We start from the raw sequence: 18,796 nt of genomic DNA, 5'->3' as shown, positions 1-18,796 counted from the left end.
GCCGCGCGCGTGCTTTGCCTGCGGGCAAAGGAGCCTGCCCATGCTGAACCCCGTCACCGAGTCCTTCCGCGAGACCCTGCGCGCCGGCCTGCCCGAGGCCGCGTTCCGCCCCCTCGGCCCGGCCTACCTGGAAGAGCCGCGCGGCCGCTATCACGGCATCGGCGGGCTGCTGGTCGCGCCGGGCACGACCGCGGAGGTCGCGGCGGTGGTCCGCGCCTGCGCCGCGGCGCGGGTGGGGATCGTGCCCTATGGCGGCGGCACCGGGCTGGTGGGCGGGCAGATCATGCCCGAGGGCCCCGCGCCGGTGATCCTGTCGCTGGAGCGGATGAACCGGGTCCGCGCCGTCTACCCGCGCGAGAACGTGCTGCTGGCCGAGGCCGGCGTGATCCTGTCGCAGGTGCAGGACGCGGCCGAGGCGGCGGGGCGGCTGTTCCCGCTGTCGCTGGCCTCCGAGGGCTCGGCGCGGGTGGGGGGGGTGCTCTCGACCAATGCCGGCGGCGTCAACGTGCTGCGCTACGGCAACGCGCGCGAGTTGTGCCTCGGGATCGAGGCGGTGCTGCCCGACGGCGCGATCCTCAATGGCCTGACGCGGCTGAGGAAGGACAACACCGGCTACGATCTGCGCGACCTGCTGATCGGCGCCGAGGGCACGCTGGGGGTGATCACCGCCGCCGCGCTGAAGCTCTTCCCGCGGCCGGCGGCCACGGGGGCGGCGATGATGGTGGTCGACAGCCCTGCCGCCGCGCTCGACCTGCTGGCGATGGCCGGGCGGCGCATCGGCACCGGCGTCTCGGCCTTCGAGCTGATCGGCGGGATGGGGCTGAGGTTCCTGTCGGAGCAGCTGCCCGAGGTGCGCCAGCCCTTCGCGGAGCAGCCCGACTGGACGGTGCTGATCGACCTCGGCCTCGCGGCGGGGCAGGACCCGGCCGCGGCGCTGGAGGGGCTGTTCGAGGAGGCCGCCGAGGCCGGGCTCGTCAGCGACGGCGTGATCGCACAGTCCGAGGGCCAGCGCGCCGCGTTCTGGGCCCTGCGCGAGCGCATCCCCGAGGCCAACCGCAAGATCGGCGCGGTCTCGTCGCACGACATCTCGGTGCCGCTGGAGGCGGTGCCCGAGTTCATCGCCCGCGGCGGGCCGGCGCTGGCCCGGCTGGGCGATTTCCGCATCAACTGCTTCGGTCATCTGGGCGACGGCAACCTGCATTACAACGTCTTTCCCGCGCCCGGCAAGACCCGCGCGGATTACGAGCATCTGCGCGGCGCGGTGAAGCGTGCGGTGCATGACCTAGTGCACGAACTGGGCGGCTCTGTCAGCGCCGAGCACGGGGTGGGGCGACTGAAGGTCGAGGACCTGGAGCGCTACGCCGACCCGGCCAAGCTGGCGGCGATGCGGGCGATCAAGGCGGCGCTGGACCCGGCGGGCATCATGAACCCCGGTGTCATCCTGCGCGCCGCCTGAACGAATTTTCGCAGAAAATTCAACGCGATTTTTCTGCGAAGAATCGGTTTACGCGCCTTCGAAGGCGCAGAGCGCGTGCACGTCCATGCCCATCGCCTCCAGCCTGGCACGGCCGCCGAGCTCGGGCAGATCGACGACGAAGGCGCAGCCCAGGATCTCTCCGCCCAGCCGTTCGATCAGCTTGATCCCGGCCTCGGCGGTGCCGCCGGTGGCCAGCAGGTCATCGACCAGCAGGATGCGCTCGCCGGGCTGGATCGCGTCGTCGTGGATCTCGACGATGGCCTCGCCATATTCCAGCTTGTATTCTTCGCTGATGGTGGTCCCGGGCAGCTTGCCCTTCTTGCGGATCGGCACGAACCCCACGGTCAGCTGATGCGCCACCGCGCCGCCCAGGATGAAGCCGCGCGCCTCCAGACCCACCACCTTGTCGATCCGCTGGCCGGCGAAGGGGTCGAGCATCTGGTCCACCGCGATGCGGAACCCCCGCGGGTCTGCGAACAGCGTGGTGACATCGCGGAACATGATTCCCTCATGGGGGAAATCGACGATGGTGCGGATATAGTCTTTGACGCCGGGACGTGCTTGCATCGGGGGCCTCTCTGGAACGATCGGCCCCGTTTTCCCCGATGCTCGCCCGCTGCGCAAGCCCGGCCGAGAGGTTACTTGTTACGCTCGCTGAAAAACCGGTAAATCCGATCCGGGACCCAGTTCAGATGCGGCTTGCGCCAGTCCATCCGGTCGCGGAGGAGCATGGATTGTGCCCACTGCAGGTTCATGATCTTCTTTCCCTGGTTGCCGTGCCGCAATAGTGTCTGGCACCATGAATGTAATGCAAATGTATATACATTAATTCCCGGAAAAATCAAGGACGGGGGCGCGCGACGGTGACCATGAAGGCGGACAAGAAGAACAAGAAGGACAGCCAGCTCGTCCTGCGCCTCGACAAGGAGGAGCGCGACGCCTTCGTCCGGCTCTGCAACGATCTCGACACCAGCGCCGCGCGCGAGATCCGCCGCTTCATCCGCCAGTTCCTGAAGAAACACCGCGCGGAGTGACGGCGCGGGCGAAACCCGCCCTGCGGCTGCGGCAAATCGGCCTTTCATTTCAACTTTCCGGGCGCGGGCGGTTTCCACCGGCGGCCGCATGCGGTATGCGCGCGGTCGCGAACAAAAAATCCAACAAGACAGGACAAGCCCCTTGCCCCGATCCATGCTGGCGGCATTTGCCGAGCGTTATGCCCCCTCGCAACTGACGAAACCGGCGGGCGGTCTGACCCCCGATCGGCTCAAGACCGAGCTGCTGGCCGGCCTGACCGTGGCGCTGGCGCTGGTGCCCGAGGCCGTGGCTTTCGCCTTCGTGGCGGGCGTGCACCCTCTGGTCGGGCTCTACGCGGCCTTCCTGGTGGGGCTGATCACCGCCCTGTTCGGCGGGCGTCCCGGCATGATCTCGGGCGCCACCGGCGCGCTGGCGGTGGTGATGGTGGCGCTGGTGGCCCAGCACGGGGTCGAATACCTCTTCGCCACGGTGGTGCTGATGGGGCTGTTGCAGGTTCTGGCGGGCGTCTTCAAGCTGGGCAAGTTCATCCGGCTGGTGCCGCACCCGGTTATGCTGGGCTTCGTCAACGGGCTGGCGATCGTGATCTTCCTCGCGCAGCTGACGCAGTTCCAGGTGCCCGGCACCGCCGAGGCCGCGGGCCACGGCATGTCCGGCGGGCAATGGATGACCGGCTGGCCGCTGGTGACCATGCTGGCGCTGGTGGCGGCGACCATGGCCATCATCTGGGTCACGCCCAGGATCACCAGGGCCATCCCCGCGCCGCTGGCGGGGATCGCGGTGGTGGCGGTGCTGGTCATCGCCTTCGACATCGACGTGCCGCGGGTGGGCGACATGGCCTCGATCGAGGGCGGGCTGCCCGCCTTCCACATCCCCGCCGTGCCGCTGACCCTGGAGACGCTGCAGATCATCTTCCCCTATGCGGTGATCCTCGCTGCGATCGGCCTGATCGAAAGCCTGCTGACCCTGAACCTGGTGGGCGAGATCACCGGTAAGCGCGGGGGGGCCTCCCAGGAATGCGTGGCCCAGGGCGCGGCGAACGTGGTCACCGGGTTTTTCGGCGGCATGGGCGGCTGCGCGATGATCGGCCAGTCGATGATCAACGTGAAATCGGGCGGGCGGATGCGCCTGTCGGGGATCTCGGCGGCGCTGTTCCTACTGCTGTTCATCGTGGCCGCCTCGCCGCTGATCGAGCAGATCCCGCTGGCCGCGCTGGTCGGCGTGATGTTCATGGTGGTGATCGGCACCTTCGCCTGGCAGTCGTTCCGCATCATGCGCAAGGTGCCCCGCGCCGACGCTCTGGTGATCGTGCTGGTGACCATCACCACCGTCGCCTACGACCTCGCCACCGCGGTGGTGGTCGGCGTCATCGTCTCGGCGCTGGAATATGCCTGGAGCAACGCCACCCGCATCCACGCCAAGACCTACGAGACCCCCGAGGGCGCCAAGGTCTACCAGGTGCAGGGCCCGCTCTTCTTCGGCTCCGCCGCCGGCTTCACCGAACTTTTCGCGCCCGAGACCGACCCCGCGCGCGTGGTGATCGATTTCGCCGACAGCCGCGTCGCCGACCAGTCGGCCCTGACCGCGATCGAGTCGGTTGCCGCGAAATACGAGGCCGCCGGCAAACGGGTGCAGCTGCGCCATCTCAGCCGCGACTGCCACCAGCTCCTGACCCGCGCCGGCCAGTTGATGGTCGACAGCGACGACGACCCCGATTACCAGGTCGCGGTCAACTATTCGGTGCGCACCGGCCAGTTGGGGGCGGGGCACTAGCCCCCTTCTTCTTGGTCCAAATACTCATCGCCGCACCCGCGAGGCGGGCGCGGCGCCTGGGTCACTCGCCCGGCCTGTTGAGGCTGAACACCTCGGTCACGCGCGCGTAGTCGCGGTAGCCCAGCCGGGCCAGCGGCTGGAAGGTGGTGACGTCGAACCGCCCCTCGCGCAGGCAGTCGTCGCGCATGTGCACGCCGGTGACCTCGCCCAGCACCAGGTGGTTGTCCGCGCCCTCGAGTTTGACGATCTGCGTCAGCCGGCATTCCAGGTTGGCAGGCGCCCCGGCCACGCGGGAACAGGCGACGGTTTCGCATTCGGCGCGCGCGATCCCGGCCAGCTCGAACTCGTCCACATCCCGGTCGTAGGCGCCCGAGGTCAGGTTCATCGCGTCGCGCATCGCGTATTCCACGATGTTGACGCAGAACACCCCGGTCTCGTCGATATTGGCCAGGCTGTCCTTGCCCATGTGCCGGTCCTCCTTGCGCGAGGTGGTGGCGAACATCACCTGCGGCGGCGTGTAGGCGACCGCGTTGAAGAAGGAATAGGGGGCGAGGTTTTCCCGCCCGTCGCGGCCGCGGGTCGAGATCCAGCCGATGGGGCGGGGCGTGACGATCGCGTTGAACGGGTTGTGGGGCAGGCCGTGGCCATCCTCGGGGCGGTAGAACATGTTGGGCGCTCCTGATCAGATCGGTTTGCCCCAGACCTAACCCCGTGCTAGCAGCCTTTCCAGAAGGAAAGCGAAAAAGGGGCAGGGCGTGATCCGGCTGGAGCAGGAACGGGCCGAGGACTGGTGGGAGATCGAGGCGCTCTACGACCTGTGCTTCGCGCCGGGGCGCGAGGCGCTGTCGTCCTACCGCCTCCGCGAAGGCGTGGCCCCGGTAGCGGCGCTGTGCCTGACCGCGCGCGACGCGGACGGCACCCTGGCCGCCGCCATCCGCTACTGGCCGGTGCGCGTCGGCGGGAAGGACGCGCTGCTGCTGGGCCCGGTCGCCGTGCACCCGACCCGCCAGGGCGAGGGGCTGGGCGCGCTGCTGATCCAGGAATCGCTGGCCCGCGCCCGCGCCGGAGGGTGGGCGCGTGTGATGCTGGTGGGCGACGCGCCCTATTACGGCCGCTTCGGATTCGAAAAGCTGGAGGGGGTGGAGATGCCCCCGCCCACCAACCCGGACCGCGTTCTGGGCCTGGCGCTGCGCGCGGGGGCGTGGGACGGCGTGACCGGCGCGGTCGAGCGTGCGGTCTGACCCGCTGATCTTCAGTATTGCTGGCGCAGCCAGCCCAGCACCGCCGGGCGCACCGACTGCTCGCCGCTGGCGCGCGCCTCGTCGATGACCGAGCGCACCTCGCGCAGGTCGATCCGGCGCAGCAGGTGCTTGACCGGCCCGATCGAGGCCGGGCGCATCGAGAGGTTGCGCAACCCGATCGCGGCGAAGCACATCGCCTCCACCGGGCGTCCCGCATCCTCGCCGCAGAACGACAGGTCGGTGCCGGTCGCGGCGCAGCGGGCGACGATCTGTTCGAGGAAGGTCAGGAAGCTGACGTTCAGCGTGTCATAGCGTTTGCGCACGCGCTCGTTCTCGCGGTCGGCGGCGAAGAAGAACTGCTTCAGGTCGTTGCCGCCGATGGAGATGAAATCGGCCATCTCGAAGAACTGTTGCGGCGCGAAGGCTAGGCTGGGGGTCTCCAGCATGGCGCCGATCTCGACCTTTTCGGGCAGGACGCGGCCCAGTCGTTCCTCGCGCTCCAACTCATCGAGCAGGGCCTGGCGGGCGGCCTTGAATTCCTCGAACTGGGCGATGAAGGGGAACATCACGGTCAGCGGCCGCCCGGCGGCGGCGCGGATCATCGCCTGCAGCTGCATCCGCATCACGCCCGGCTTGTCCAGCCCCACCCGGATCGCGCGCCAGCCGAGCGCCGGGTTGGGCTCGTCCTGCCGCTTCATGTAGGGCAGCACCTTGTCCGAGCCGATGTCGAGGGTGCGGAACACCACCCGCTTGCCGCCGGCCGCGTCGAGGACGCGCTTGTAGAGCGCGGCCAGCTCGCCGCGGCGGGGCATCTTGGAGTTGATCAGGAACTGCAGCTCGGTGCGGAACAGGCCCACGCCCTCGGCGCCCGAGCTTTCCAGCGAGGGCAGGTCGGCCATCAGCCCGGCGTTCATGTTCAGCGCGACGCGCTGGCCGCATTGCGTCTCGGCCGGCTCGGTGCGGATCGAGGCGTAGCGCTCCAGCGCCTTGGTCTGCATCGCCATCTTGTCGCGGAAGGCGTTGGCCACGGTGTCCTCGGGGCGCAGGTGCACCACGCCCTGTTCGCCATCGACCAGGATCGGGTCGCCGTTCAGCGCCTCGGTGGTGATGCGGGCGGCGTGGATGACCAGCGGAATGGCCAGCGCGCGCGCGACGATCGCGGCGTGGCTGCCGACCGAGCCCTCCTCCAGCACGATGCCGCGCAGGCGGCGGCCATAGGCCAGCAATTCGCCGGGGCCGATGTTGCGCGCGATCAGGATCGGGTCTTCGGGCATCTCGGCGCCGGTTTCGCGGCCCTGGCCGGTCAGGATCCGCAGCAGACGGTTTGACAGGTCGTCGAGGTCGTGCAGGCGCTCGCGCAGATAGGGATCGGGGACGGTCTGCATCCGGGCGCGGGCGGCGGATTGCTCCTTTTCCACCGCAGCCTCGGCCGACAGCCCGCGCGAGATGTCCTCTTCCATGCGGCGCATCCAGCCGCGGGAATTGGCGAACATGCGGTAGGCTTCCAGAACCTGAAGCTGTTCGCTGTCGCCCTCGCGGGCGGTGTCCAGCATCTCGTCCACCGAGACGCGCAGCTGGTCGACGGCGGCCTTCAGGCGGCGCAGTTCCTCGTGCGGATCGTCGGCCACGGGGTTGGTGATCACCACGCGCGGCTCGTGCAGCCAGACATGGCCGGCGGCCACGCCCTCCTGCGCCACGGCGCCGCGGAACATGGCCGGGCGCTGGTGCAGCGCGGCCAGCGCCGCGCCCTCGCCGACGAAGGCGCCGAGCTCCGTCATCTCGGCCAGCACCATGGCCACGACCTCCAGCGCGTAGACCTCGTCGTCGGAGAATTCGCGCGCCTCCTTGGACTGCACCACCAGCACGCCCATCGGCTCTCCCAGCCGCTGCACCGGCACGCCGAGGAAGGAGGAATAGATCTCCTCGCCGGTCTCCGGCATGAAGCGGAAGCCCTTGGCCGAGGGCGCATTTCCGGTGTTGACGGGGCGCGCGGTCTTGGCGACGCGGCCGACCAGGCCCTCGCCCACCCGCAGGCGGGTCTGGTGCACGGCGCTGGGGTTCAACCCTTCGGTCGCGCAGAGTTCAAGCGTTTCGGAATCGCGGAACAGGTAGATCGAGCACACCTCTGTGCGCATCGAATCGGCGATCAGGTGCGTGATGCGGTCAAGCCGCTCCTGCCCCTCGCCGGCCTCGGCAAGAGTGTCTCGCAAGCGGCGGAGCAGCTTGCGACTTTCGCTTTCGAAGTTTTCGGGCATTGCCCCCGTTATCCGGCTGCGTTCTCGAGTCCGAACGCATCATGAAGGGCCTGCACGGCAAGTTCCATATATTTCCGGTCGATGAGAACGGAAATCTTGATCTCGGAGGTTGTGATGACCTTGATGTTGATCCCCTCGCGGGCGAGGGCGTCGAACATCCGGTTGGCGACGCCGGCATGGCTGCGCATCCCGATCCCCACCACCGAGACCTTGGCGACGTCGGTGTCGGCCACCAGGCCGTGATAGTTGATCTCGCCGGCGGCCTTGGCCTTCTTCAGCGCGTCCTCGGCGCGGGCCACCTGATTGACCGGGCAGGAGAAGGTCATGTCGGTGCGGCCCTCTTCCGAGATGTTCTGAACGATCATGTCCACATTGACGCCGGCCTCGGCCAGCGGGCCGAAGATGGCGGCGGCGATGCCGGGGCGGTCGGCGACCGAGATCAGCGTCATCTTCGCCTCGTCCCGCGAATAGGCGACGCCAGAGACTGCATTCTGTTCCATGATTTCCTCCTCGTCGCAAACGAGCGTGCCGGAATTTTCGGTGTTTTCCTCGAAGCTGGACAGCACCCGCAGCCGCACCTTGTAGCGCATGGCCAGCTCGACCGAGCGGGTCTGCAGCACCTTCGCGCCGAGGCTGGCGAGCTCCAGCATCTCCTCGAAGGCGATCTTGTCGAGCTTTCGCGCCTTGTCCTCGATCCGCGGATCGGTGGTGTAGACGCCATCGACATCGGTGTAGATGTCGCAGCGCTCCGCGTCGAAGGCGGCGGCGAAGGCCACCGCGGTGGTGTCCGAGCCGCCCCGGCCCAGCGTGGTGATCCGGCCCTCGGGGCTGACCCCCTGGAAGCCCGCGACGACTGCCACCCTCATGCCTTCGGCGAATTTCGCGTCGATATTGGCGCGCGGGATGTCCTCGATCCGCGCGGCGGAATGGGCCGAGGTGGTCATCACCGGAACCTGCCAGCCCTGCCAGCTGCGCGCGGGGATCTCCATCTCCTGCAGCGTCAGCGCCATCAGCCCGGCGGTGACGTTCTCGCCCGAACTGACCACGGCATCGTATTCGCGCGCGTCGAACAGCGGCGAGGTCTGCTCGACCCAGCCGACCAGCTCGTTGGTGCGCCCCGACATGGCCGAGACGATGACGATCACGTCATAGCCTCGCTCGACCTCGCGCTTGACCTTCTCGGCGGCATTCCTGATGCGCGCCAGATCGGCCACCGAGGTGCCCCCGAATTTCATAACAAGAAGCGGCATGGCTGTCCCGTCTGCCCCGTTCAATCCGGGCTTCTCCTAGGCGAAGGCCGGGTCAAGGGCAAGAGGCGCCGCGCCCCGGCCGCGTCGATGCGGCGTCAATAGGGCAGTTCCTGCCCGTCCCAGGTCTCGAAACAGCCGGTGCGCGCCAGCGACAGTGCGGCGAAGCGCGCGCTCAGTCCGGCGGCGGCCTGCGGCGCGTCGATCTCGCCCTGCGGCCCGCCCATGTCGGTGCGCACCCAGCCGGGGTGGTAGATGCCCACGGCGATGCCCAGCCCCTCCAGGTCGGCGGCCAGGTTGCGGCCGAGGTTCAGCGCCGCCGCCTTGGAGGCGCGGTAGATGTAGGAGCCGCCCGGCGCCAGCGCGTCCGAACCCATCCGCGAGCTGATGATCGCGACCTTGGGCGCCTGAGCGGCCTGAAGGTTGGGCAGCAGCGCCTGCACGGTCAGGAAGACGCCGGTGACATTGGTGGCGAAGGTCTCGGCCCACATCGCGGCCGGGAAACCGTCGGCGAGGCTCTGGTGCTTGTCGCGATAGATGCCGGCATTGCAGACCAGCAGGTCGACGGGGCACCCGTCCAGCGCCGCCGCCAGCGCCGCATGCGACGCCGGGTCGGTCACGTCCAGCCGGTGCCAGTCGACGCCGGCCAGGTCGGGCGCGGCGCCGCGGGCGGTTCCGATGACCTTCTGCCCCGCGGTCGCGTAGTTCTGGGCCAGTTGCAGGCCGATGCCGCGCGTCGCGCCGGTGATGAGGATGGTCATCCGTGATCCTTCAGTTGGTTTTGCGTCCGGGGGTGAAGGGCAGGGGAGCCACCGGCACCCCGTCCTCGATCAGCTGCTTCGCCTCGTCGAGCCGCGCCTCGCCGTAGATCGCGCGTTCGGGCGCCTCGCCCTCGTGGATGCGCCGTGCCTCGCGGGCGAAATCGCGGCCCACATAATCGGAGTTTTCCTCGATCTTCTTCTTCAGCGCCGCCAGCGCCTGTTCCGCCGGGTGGGCGGGGGCGGAGAGCGGGCGTTCGGCCTGCCCGGCCGCGGGCTCCGCCCGGGTCTTGGCGCCGATCCGCGGGGCCATCAGACGTTTCTCGACATCGCCTCCGCCGCAGACGGAGCAGGCCACCATGCCCGCCTTGTGAAGCTTGTCATAGGCTTCGGCGGACTGGAACCAGCTTTCGAATTCGTGGCCTTCGCGGCAGCTCAGCGCATAGCGGATCATGGGCGCCTCAGGGGTTCAGGATAGGCGATAGATACGCATCCGGCGGCGGAAATCAATTCCCCCGGGGGTCAGTCCTTCAGACGGCGCGGATCGAAATTCTCAAGGATCTCGGCCAGTTCGGGCTCATTCACGCGCTGGGCGGCCTTTTTCGGCGACATCCATTTGCGCCTGCGCTCGGACCGTTCGGGGAACTTGTCGCGCAGGGTCTTTACCTTGAGCGGGTAGACCGCCACCGTGCAGGGCAGATCGGCGCCCTTGTCCATGCCCTTGGCGTAGGAATAGACGCCGAGCTTCCGGTCATAGACCTTGCCCTCGACGCCGGCCTCCTCCCAGGCCTCCTGCGCGGCGGATTGCGGCGGGCTCAGCCCCTCGATTGGCCAGCCTTTGGGGATCACCCAGCGCCCGGTGTCGCGGCTGGTGATCATCAGCACCTCGGGCCGGTCCTTGACCATGCGAAAGCACAGCGCTGCATATTGCGTGCGCGCCTCGCCTTCGAGGGCCCCGGCCCCCTTGGGGGCGGGCTTTGCTGCTTGTTGGATCGACACGGACTGCTCTTCCCTTTTGTGCGAAAGGATATGCGCGACCGCCGCGTTTGCGCAAGGGGCGGCGCCCCGGACCCGCGCAACCGGCGCCGCCCGGCGGGCTTGACCGCCGCGCCGGGCGCGATAGCTGTTCGGAAAAGACCGATCGCGGGACGGAGGCCCGCAGACCATGCGACTGCTGATCCTGATCGCGGCCCTCGTCGGCCTCGCGCTGCCCGCGGCGGCCCGCGCGCCCTTCACCTTCGCCTTCGCCTCGATCGACGGCGGCACGCTGAGCCTCGGCGAATGGGCCGGGCGCCCGGTGCTGGTGGTCAACACCGCCTCGCTCTGTGGCTTCACCCCGCAATACAAGGATTTGCAGGCGCTCTACGACCGCTACCGCGAGCGCGGGCTGGTGGTGCTGGCGGTGCCGTCGGACGATTTCCGGCAGGAGTTGGGCAGCGAGGCCGAGGTCAGGGAGTTCTGCGAGAACACCTTCGGCCTCGACCTGCCGATGACCGAGATCACCCATGTGCGCGGGCCCGACGCCCATCCCTTCTACCGGTGGCTGGCCGAGGAGCACGGCGTCGCGCCGCGCTGGAACTTCAACAAGGTGCTGATCGGACCCGACGGCGAACTGGCGGGCAGCTGGGGGGCGCGCGTCAATCCGATGTCGCGCCAGATCACCGGCGCGGTCGAGGCGCTGCTGCCGAGGTGAGCGGCGCGCCCCTCTTCCTCGGCTCGGAGATCTACCGTGGCTCCAGCTACGGGCCGTGGCATCCGCTGCGGGTGCCGCGCGTCTCCACGGTGATGGACCTTTCGCGGGCGCTGGGCTGGCTGGGGCCGGACCAGTATCGCACCAGCCCGCGCGCCAAGCCGGCGGCGCTGGCGCTGTTCCACGACCCCGGCTACATCGCCGCGCTGCAGGCCGCCGAGGCCGCGCAGGCGGTCAGCGCCGAGGTGCGCGCGCGCCACGGCCTAGGAACCGGTTCCAACCCGGTCTTTGCCGAGATGTTCCGCCGCCCCGCCACCGGCGCGGGCGGGGCGCTGCTGGCGGGCGAGTTGCTGGCGGGCGGCGGGGCCGTCTATCACCCCGCCGGCGGCACCCATCACGGGCTGCGCGACCGGGCCAGCGGGTTCTGCTATCTCAACGACCCGGTGCTGGCGATGCTGTCGCTGCGCCGCAATGGCGCGCGCCGCATCGCCTATGTCGATATCGACGCCCATCACGGCGACGGCGTGGAGACGGCCTTTTCCGGCGATCCCGACACGCTTTTGATCTCGGTGCATGAGGAGCGGCGCTGGCCCTTCACCGGCGGGCTGGAGGACGACGCCGGCGGCAACGCCTTCAACCTGCCGGTGCCGCGCGGCCTCAACGATACCGAGATGGCGCTGGTGCTGGAGCGGCTGATCCTGCCCCGGGTGTCCGATTTCGCGCCCCACGCCATCGTCCTGCAATGCGGCGCCGACGCGGTGGCAGAGGATCCGCTGTCGCGTCTCGCGCTGTCCAACAACGCCCATTGGGAGGTGGTCGCGGCGCTGCGCCCGCTTTCCCCGCGCTACCTTGTGCTGGGCGGGGGCGGCTACAACCCGTGGTCGGTCGGGCGGCTCTGGACCGGGGTCTGGGCCACGTTGAACGGGCTGGACATTCCGGCCCGCCTGCCCGAGCCTGCCGAGGCTGTGCTGCGCGGGCTCAGCTGGGAGGGTCACAGCCGGGGCCGCACCCCGCCCGGGCATTGGTTCACCACCCTGCGCGACGCCCCGCGCGCGGGGCCGGTGCGCCCCGAGCTGCGCGCGCGGCTGGACGTGCTGGACAGGAGGTCACCGCCATGATCCGCGCCTTCGTCGCCATCGACCTGCCCGATGACGTGCTGTTCGAGTTGCGGCTGGTGCAGCAGGGCCTGCCCGTGACCCGGCCGGTGGCGCCCAAGAACATGCACCTGACGCTGGCCTTTCTGGGCGATGTCGCGGAGTCGGCGCTGGAGGAGGCGCATTACGCCTTTGACGCGATCCGGGCCGAACGGTTCGATCTGGCGCTGTCGGGGGTGGGAATGTTCGGCGGGCACAAGCCGCGCGTCGTCTATGTCGGGGTGCGCGAGAGCCCGGCGCTGATGCATCTGCAGGCCAAGGTCGAACAGGCCGCGCGCCGCGCCGGGCTGACGCCCGATTCGAAACGCTACATCCCCCATGTCACGCTGGGCCGGCTGATCCCTGGCCGCTTCGACGGAGCGCGGCTGGAGCGGGCGGTGGCGGAGCGGGCGGATTTCGCCGCGCCGCCCTTCACGGTTGCGGATTTCCGCCTCTACCGCTCCGATCTGCGCCCCGGCGGCCCGATCCACTCGGAATTGGCGCGCTACCCGCTGGGCTAGACCTTGGGCGGGCAGCCCTGCATCACGCCGAGGAACCAACCCGCGTCGATATTGCCGCCCGACAGGATCACGCCCGCGCGCCTGCCGCGCATCCGGTCGCGCTCCTGCATCAGCGCGGCCAGCGCCGCCGCGCCCGCGCCCTCGGCCAGGTTGTGGGTGGCGGTGTAGTAGAGGCGGATGGCCTCGGCGATCTCCTCCTCGCTGACCGCCACGATGCGCTCGGCGCCCTTCGAATAGATGTCGAACGCCTCCTGCACCGGGATCCGCACGGCCATGCCGTCGGCGAAGGTGCGGGCGGTTTCGGTCTCGACCATGCGGCCCGCCTCGACCGACAGTTTCGCGGTCTGCGCGTTTTCCGAGACCACGCCGATCACCTGCGTCCTAAGCCCCAGCGCGTCGCGCGCCGCGATCGTGCCGCAGATGCCCGAGCCGCAGCCGATCGGCACATAGACGGCATCGAGATCGGGCTGCGCGGCGAAGAATTCCAGCGCGTAGGTCGCAACGCCGCGCACCAGCTCGCGGTGGAAGGGCGGCACGGGGAACAGCCCCTCGGCCTCGGCCACGCGCATCGCTTCTTCCCGCGCGGTGTCGAAATCCGCGCCGAATTCGATCAGATCGGCCCCGAAGGCGCGCATCGCGGCGTTCTTCTCGACCGAGTTGCCGTGCGGGACATAGACCCTGGCGGTCAGCCCCGCGGCGCGGGCGGCGCGCGCCTGGCTCTGGCCGTGGTTGCCGCGGGTGGCGGTGACGATGCCGGGCACGTCGGGTTGGGTGCGCCTCAGCCAGTCGATCAGGGTGATGCCGCCGCGCACCTTGAAGGCGCCGATGGGGGTGTGGTTCTCGTGCTTGACCCAGACCTCGCAGCCCGCGGCCTCGGCCAGCAGTGGCCAGGCATATTGCGGGGTGGGCGGCATCTGGGTGTGGACCAGCGCCGCGGCCTGTTCCAGGGCGTCGCGGGTGAAATAGGGGGCGGTCATGGGGTCTCTCCTTTTTGCGGGGCGCGGAGGTTGGTGTCGCCGGTCAGGTCGGCCAGCCGGTCGATCAGCGGGTCGAGCCCGGCGCTGTCATGCAGCCGTTCGGTCACGCGCGCGGCCGCCTCGGCCATGCGCGCGCGGCCGGCCTCGTCAAGGCTCAGCAGCGCGGCGCGCAGGTCGTCGGCCCCCTCGACCCGGCGCGAGCCGCCCGCGGCCTCGAGCGCGGCATAGACCTCGGCGAAGTTCTCCAGGTAGGGCCCATGCAGCAGCGCCGAGCCGTGGGCGGCGGGCTCGAACGGGGTGTGCCCGCCCTTGGCCACCAGCGAGCCGCCGACGAAGGTGGTGCCGGCCAGCGCATACCACAGCCCCATCTCGCCCAGCGTGTCGGCGAGATAGACCGGCGTCCCGGCATCCGGCACCTCGCCCGCCGAGCGGACGGCGAAGCCCAGCCCCTGCCGGCGCAGGATCGCCTGGATATCGGCACTGCGGCGCGGGTGGCGCGGGGCGAGGATCAGCCGCAGTTCGGGGCGCTCGGCCAGCGCCCGGCGGAAGCCCATCAGGATCGGCCCCTCCTCGCCCTCGTGGGTCGAGGCCGCCAGCAGCGTCGCGCCGTGCGGGAACAGCGGGCGCAGGCGGGCCAGCTCGGCGGGGTCGGGGGCGGCGGGGGCGGCGCCGGTCTTCAGGTTCAGGGCCGGGGCCAGCCGGTCGGGCGGCAGGCCCAGCGACAGGAACCGCGCCTCGGACCCCGCATCCTGCGCCGAGAGCAGGCTGATCGCGCCCATCACCCGGCGGGTGAGGCCCGGCAGCCGCGCCCAGAGCCGCGCGCTGCGCTCCGAGATCCGGGCGGAGAGCACCAGCACCGGGCGGTGCCGCCGCGCCATCTCGGTCAGGCGGTTGGGCCAGAGTTCGGATTCGATCACGATCAGCGCGTCGGGCTGCCAGTTGCCGAGGAACCGGCGCAGGCACAGCCGGTAGTCCAGCGGCGCCAGCCGCACCTCGGTGCGCGGCAGGCCCCAGCCCTGCGCCAGCGCCCGCCCGGTGGCGCTGTTGCAGGTGATCACCAGCCACAGCCGCGCATCGCGCGCCAGCAGCGCCGCGATCAGCGGCCGGGCCGCCGTCAGCTCGCCGTTGGAGGCGGCGTGCAGCCAGATCACCGCGCCGCGCCGCGCCGCGCCGGCGCCGTGGCCGCCCAGCCGCTCGTCCAGCCCATCGCGCCGGTCGCGCCGCGCGAGGCCGAGGGCGATGACGGGCGCGGCAAGGGTCAGCAGAAGCCGGTAGAGGAACAACGGGCGCACTTTCGCTTTCGGACGGTTGCCAAAGGGTTACGCGGCGCGCGGGCGGCTGGCAAGCGCTGCGGCTCCGGCGCCACCCGCCCACGGTCGGGCGCCATCGCGCCCACCCCGGGCGCCCTCCGCGTTCGTCCGGCCAATCGCGCCGCGCTTGACCCGGATCAAGGCCGCGCCGGGCCGAAAGCAGGTATCAGGGTGCCGCACGCCCAACGGCCGGACCAATCCATGACCCAGACCAGGACCGATATCGACGAGATCATCCGCGCGGGCCGCTCCCGCAGCCCGCTCCGGCGCGTGCTGTGGCTGGTCGTGCTGCTCGGGCTCGGGGCCGGGGGCTGGCTGTGGTGGGCCGCCGGCCGCCCCGAGGGCGAGCGCCGCTACGAAACGGTCGAGGCCGCGCTCGGCCCCGTCGTGGTCACCGTCACCGCCACCGGAACGGTCGAGCCCACCAACCTGGTCGAGATCTCGTCGGAGCTGAGCGGTACGCTGCGCGAGGTTCTGGTGGACTACAACAGCCCCGTGAAGGCCGGGCAGGAGCTGGCGCGGCTGGACACGGATAAGCTGGAAGCCTCGCTCGAACATGCCCGCGCGATGCTGGCCGCGCGCCAGGCCCGCGTGGCCGAGGCCCGCGCGACGGTCAGGGAGACCCGCGAGAATTACGACCGCATGGTGGAACTCGACCGGCGCGGGATCGTGTCGCCGCAGGATTTCCGCGCCGCCCAAGCCGTCTATGCCCGCGCCCAGGCCGCGCTGCAAAGCGCGGCGGCCGACCAGCGCGTCGCCGAGGCCGATCTAAAGGTCGAGGAGGCCAACCTCGCCAAGGCCTGCATCTGTTCGCCCATCGACGGGGTGGTGCTGGACCTCGACGCCAATCCCGGGCAGATCGTGGCCTCCTCGCTGCAGGCACCGGTGCTGTTCACCATCGCCGAGGATCTGCGCCGGATGGAGCTGCGCGTGGATATCGACGAGGCCGACATCGGCAAGGTCGAGGTGGGGGATGCAGCCGAATTCAGCGTCGAGGCCTATCAGGACCGCCGCTTCCCGGCGGTGATCTCCGAACTGCGCTACGCCTCCGAGACCATCGACGGCGTCGTGACCTACAAGGCAATCCTGTCGATCGACAACGACGCGATGCTGCTGCGCCCGGGCATGACCGCGACCGCCGACATCACCGTCGCCCGCATCGAGGAGGCGCTGACCGTCTCCAACGCCGCGCTCCGTTTCGCCCCGCCGACCGAACCGGAGGCGGAGGAGAACAGCGGCCGCGGGCTGCTGGGGCTTCTGTTCCGCCCGCCCTCGCGCGCGCCGGCCACACGGGTCACCGTCAGCCCCGAGGGCTGGCGCACCCTGTGGGTGCTGCGCGAGGACGGGATGCAGCCGGTCGAGGTCCGCACCGGCGAGACCGACGGCATGGTCACGGCGATCGTCGAGGGCGGCCTCGTCCCCGGCGACCGCGTCATCGTGGACATCGTGAGCGAATGACCGATGCCGCGCCCCCCCTGATCGCCCTGTCGGGCATCACCAAGACCTACGGCGCGGGCGCCGCCGAGGTGCACGCGCTGCAGGATGTGGACCTGACCATCGCGGCGGGCGAGTTCGTGGCCATTATGGGGCCCTCGGGTTCGGGCAAGTCGACGGCGATGAACATCTTGGGCTGCCTCGATACGCCGACTGCCGGCAGCTACCGCTTTCTCGGGGCCGAGGTGGGGGCGCTGGCGCGCGACCAGCGCGCGCTGCTGCGGCGCAACTGCTTCGGCTTCGTGTTCCAGGGCTTCAACCTGCTGGCGCGCACATCGGCCCTCGACAATGTGGAACTGCCGCTGATCTACAAGGGGCTGGCGCGGCGCGACCGCAACCGGCTGGCGCGCGCGGCGCTGGACAAGGTCGGGCTGGGCGCGCGCGCGCATCACGACCCCTCGCAGCTGTCGGGCGGGCAGCAGCAGCGCGTGGCCATCGCGCGGGCCATCGTGACGAGGCCGGACGTGGTGCTGGCCGACGAGCCCACCGGCAATCTCGACACCGCCCGCAGCCGCGAGATCATGGAGCTGCTGACCCAGCTCAACCGCGACGAGGGGATCACCATCATCATGGTCACCCATGAGCACGACATGGCGGAATACGCCCGTCGGCTGATCCATTTCGTCGACGGCCGGGTGGAAAGCGACGGCGCGGCAAACGGGGGCCCGGCGGATGCTGTTTGAGACCCTCCGCCTGGCCCTGCAGGCCATCCTGCGCAACGCGCTGCGCTCTTTCCTGACGGTGCTGGGCATCGTGATCGGGGTGGCGGCGGTGATCGCCATGGTCACCATCGGCCAGGGCTCCACCGCGCAGGTCGAGCGTGACGTCGCCAAGCTCGGCACCAACCTGCTGATGGTCCGCCCCGGCCAGGCGCGCGGCGGACCGGGCGGGGGCGGCGGCAGCGCGGCCAGCCTGACGTTGCGGGATGTCGAGGCGATCGAGGCGCAGATTCCGGCCGTGCGCGTGGCCACGCCCTCGAACGCGCGCACGATGATCGCGATCGCGGGCAACCGCAACCACGCCACCACCGTGACCGGCACCGACAACCGCTATCTCGTCGCCACCGACTGGGCCGTCGCCGAGGGGCGCGAGTTCTACGAGAGCGAGCAGCGCAGCGGCGCGGCGGCCTGCATCCTGGGCGAGACCGTCCGCCAGGAGCTGTTCGGCAACGCCAGCCCGCTGGGCGAGATGATCCGCCTCAAGCAGATCTCGTGCCGGGTGATCGGTGTGCTGGCGGAAAAGGGCGCCTCCGGCTTCGGCACGGATCAGGACGATCTGGTGCTGATCCCGATCCGCGCCTTTCACCGCCGCGTCGCGGGCAATCAGGACGTGGCGATGATCTACGCCGCGATCCGCGACGGCATCTCCACCGACAAGGCGCGCGCCGATATCGAACGCCTGATGCGCGAGCGCCGCCGCATCTCGCCGGGCGAGGAGGACGATTTCAACGTCTTCGACATGAAGCAGATCACCTCCATGCTGACCGGCATCACCACCGTCCTGACCGGGCTGCTGTCGGCGGTGGCCGCGGTCAGCCTTCTGGTGGGCGGCATCGGGATCATGAACATCATGCTGGTCTCGGTGACCGAGCGCACGCGCGAGATCGGCATCCGCCTGGCCGTCGGCGCGACCGAGCGGCAGGTGCTGCTGCAATTCCTGGTCGAGGCGATCGTGCTGTCGCTGATCGGAGGGCTGATCGGCATCGCGCTGGGGCTGGGCTTCGGCCTGATCGGGGCGCGGGTGTTGCAGATCCCCTTCACCCCCAACGCGGGCGTGATCGTGCTGGCCTTCGGCTTCTCGGCGGGGGTGGGGGTGGTCTTCGGCTTCTTCCCGGCGCGCCGGGCGGCGCGGATGGACCCGATCGAGGCGCTGCGCCACCAGTAAGGCG

19 protein-coding genes are annotated in these 18,796 nt (G+C 70.1%); 10 read left to right on the top strand and 9 right to left on the bottom strand.

The window, feature by feature from the left end; translation table 11 throughout:
- Positions 1 to 40: 40 nt before the first annotated feature.
- Positions 41 to 1,456 carry an FAD-binding oxidoreductase gene (locus tag KCI33_RS09355; RefSeq protein WP_212524518.1) on the top strand — a complete coding sequence of 472 codons (1,416 nt, stop codon included), beginning with the start codon at positions 41 to 43 and terminating at the stop codon, positions 1,454 to 1,456.
- A 48-nt stretch (positions 1,457 to 1,504) separates the two neighbouring features.
- Here KCI33_RS09355 and KCI33_RS09350 read toward each other — a convergent pair whose 3' ends face one another.
- Complete coding sequence (locus tag KCI33_RS09350) at positions 1,505 to 2,044, bottom strand: adenine phosphoribosyltransferase (RefSeq protein WP_212524517.1); 540 nt, start codon at positions 2,042 to 2,044, stop codon at positions 1,505 to 1,507.
- Positions 2,045 to 2,340: 296 nt separating this feature from the next.
- On the opposite strand from KCI33_RS09350, the gene KCI33_RS09345 reads away from it, so the two are divergent.
- Together KCI33_RS09345 and KCI33_RS09340 are read left to right on the top strand one after the other, a co-directional pair.
- The gene (locus KCI33_RS09345; protein WP_212524568.1) at positions 2,341 to 2,511 is read left to right on the top strand and encodes a hypothetical protein; all 171 of its coding nucleotides are present in this window, start codon (positions 2,341 to 2,343) and stop codon (positions 2,509 to 2,511) included.
- Positions 2,512 to 2,653: 142 nt separating this feature from the next.
- Positions 2,654 to 4,282 (top strand): SulP family inorganic anion transporter, encoded by a 1,629-nt coding sequence (locus tag KCI33_RS09340; RefSeq protein ID WP_249138997.1) that lies wholly within the window; start codon positions 2,654 to 2,656, stop codon positions 4,280 to 4,282.
- A gap of 61 nt (positions 4,283 to 4,343) precedes the next feature.
- Here KCI33_RS09340 and KCI33_RS09335 read toward each other — a convergent pair whose 3' ends face one another.
- Positions 4,344 to 4,949 carry a flavin reductase family protein gene (locus KCI33_RS09335; RefSeq protein ID WP_212524516.1) on the bottom strand — a complete coding sequence of 202 codons (606 nt, stop codon included), beginning with the start codon at positions 4,947 to 4,949 and terminating at the stop codon, positions 4,344 to 4,346.
- Positions 4,950 to 5,037: 88 nt separating this feature from the next.
- Here KCI33_RS09335 and KCI33_RS09330 point away from each other — a divergent pair, with 88 nt between their 5' ends.
- The gene (locus KCI33_RS09330; RefSeq protein ID WP_212524515.1) at positions 5,038 to 5,523 is read left to right on the top strand and encodes an N-acetyltransferase; all 486 of its coding nucleotides are present in this window, start codon (positions 5,038 to 5,040) and stop codon (positions 5,521 to 5,523) included.
- 11 nt (positions 5,524 to 5,534) lie between these two features.
- On the opposite strand, the gene ptsP is transcribed toward KCI33_RS09330, so the two are convergent.
- The 5 genes from ptsP to KCI33_RS17900 form a co-directional block, all read right to left on the bottom strand.
- Positions 5,535 to 7,778, bottom strand: coding sequence for a phosphoenolpyruvate--protein phosphotransferase (gene ptsP, locus KCI33_RS09325; RefSeq protein WP_212524514.1), 2,244 nt, complete (start codon positions 7,776 to 7,778; stop codon positions 5,535 to 5,537).
- A gap of 8 nt (positions 7,779 to 7,786) precedes the next feature.
- Positions 7,787 to 9,028, bottom strand: a complete 1,242-nt coding sequence (locus tag KCI33_RS09320; protein ID WP_212524513.1) for an aspartate kinase — start codon at positions 9,026 to 9,028, stop codon at positions 7,787 to 7,789.
- A gap of 95 nt (positions 9,029 to 9,123) precedes the next feature.
- Positions 9,124 to 9,786 (bottom strand): SDR family oxidoreductase, encoded by a 663-nt coding sequence (locus KCI33_RS09315; protein ID WP_212524512.1) that lies wholly within the window; start codon positions 9,784 to 9,786, stop codon positions 9,124 to 9,126.
- A 10-nt stretch (positions 9,787 to 9,796) separates the two neighbouring features.
- Positions 9,797 to 10,237, bottom strand: a complete 441-nt coding sequence (locus tag KCI33_RS09310) for a DUF1178 family protein (protein ID WP_212524511.1) — start codon at positions 10,235 to 10,237, stop codon at positions 9,797 to 9,799.
- A 68-nt stretch (positions 10,238 to 10,305) separates the two neighbouring features.
- Positions 10,306 to 10,782, bottom strand: coding sequence for an NUDIX hydrolase (locus KCI33_RS17900; protein ID WP_349252198.1), 477 nt, complete (start codon positions 10,780 to 10,782; stop codon positions 10,306 to 10,308).
- Between the two features lie 166 nt (positions 10,783 to 10,948).
- Here KCI33_RS17900 and KCI33_RS17895 point away from each other — a divergent pair, with 166 nt between their 5' ends.
- The 3 genes from KCI33_RS17895 to thpR are packed head-to-tail and all read left to right on the top strand — an operon-like array spanning position 10,949 to position 13,127.
- Positions 10,949 to 11,476, top strand: a complete 528-nt coding sequence (locus KCI33_RS17895; RefSeq protein WP_249138996.1) for a glutathione peroxidase — start codon at positions 10,949 to 10,951, stop codon at positions 11,474 to 11,476.
- A complete protein-coding gene (locus KCI33_RS09300; RefSeq protein ID WP_349252197.1) occupies positions 11,473 to 12,591 on the top strand; it encodes an acetoin utilization protein AcuC in 1,119 nt (372 codons plus the stop codon). Before KCI33_RS17895 ends, KCI33_RS09300 begins: the two co-directional genes overlap by 4 nt.
- Positions 12,588 to 13,127, top strand: coding sequence for an RNA 2',3'-cyclic phosphodiesterase (thpR, locus tag KCI33_RS09295; RefSeq protein WP_212524508.1), 540 nt, complete (start codon positions 12,588 to 12,590; stop codon positions 13,125 to 13,127). Before KCI33_RS09300 ends, thpR begins: the two co-directional genes overlap by 4 nt.
- Here the strand turns inward: thpR and KCI33_RS09290 are convergent.
- Both KCI33_RS09290 and KCI33_RS09285 read right to left on the bottom strand, forming a co-directional pair.
- A complete protein-coding gene (locus KCI33_RS09290; protein ID WP_212524507.1) occupies positions 13,124 to 14,104 on the bottom strand; it encodes a threonine dehydratase in 981 nt (326 codons plus the stop codon). The two genes, thpR and KCI33_RS09290, sit on opposite strands and share 4 nt — an antisense overlap.
- Entirely contained in the window at positions 14,101 to 15,396 is a 1,296-nt protein-coding gene (locus KCI33_RS09285) for a glycosyltransferase N-terminal domain-containing protein (protein WP_349252196.1), read from the bottom strand. Before KCI33_RS09285 ends, KCI33_RS09290 begins: the two co-directional genes overlap by 4 nt.
- Positions 15,397 to 15,615: 219 nt before the next feature.
- Between KCI33_RS09285 and KCI33_RS09280 the strand changes: the two genes are divergently transcribed.
- Genes KCI33_RS09280 through KCI33_RS09270 form a run of 3 tightly spaced genes read left to right on the top strand, consistent with a single transcriptional unit; the run spans position 15,616 to position 18,792 of the window.
- Entirely contained in the window at positions 15,616 to 16,872 is a 1,257-nt protein-coding gene (locus KCI33_RS09280) for an efflux RND transporter periplasmic adaptor subunit (protein WP_212524506.1), read from the top strand.
- Positions 16,869 to 17,591, top strand: coding sequence for an ABC transporter ATP-binding protein (locus tag KCI33_RS09275; protein WP_212524505.1), 723 nt, complete (start codon positions 16,869 to 16,871; stop codon positions 17,589 to 17,591). Before KCI33_RS09280 ends, KCI33_RS09275 begins: the two co-directional genes overlap by 4 nt.
- Positions 17,581 to 18,792, top strand: a complete 1,212-nt coding sequence (locus KCI33_RS09270) for an ABC transporter permease (protein WP_212524504.1) — start codon at positions 17,581 to 17,583, stop codon at positions 18,790 to 18,792. Before KCI33_RS09275 ends, KCI33_RS09270 begins: the two co-directional genes overlap by 11 nt.
- Positions 18,793 to 18,796 lie beyond the last annotated feature (4 nt).

The sequence above is a fragment of the Actibacterium sp. MT2.3-13A genome, from assembly GCF_018139985.1.
Taxonomy (GTDB): Bacteria; Pseudomonadota; Alphaproteobacteria; order Rhodobacterales; family Rhodobacteraceae; genus JAGSOU01.
This window is presented reverse-complemented; position numbering and strand designations above follow the sequence as displayed.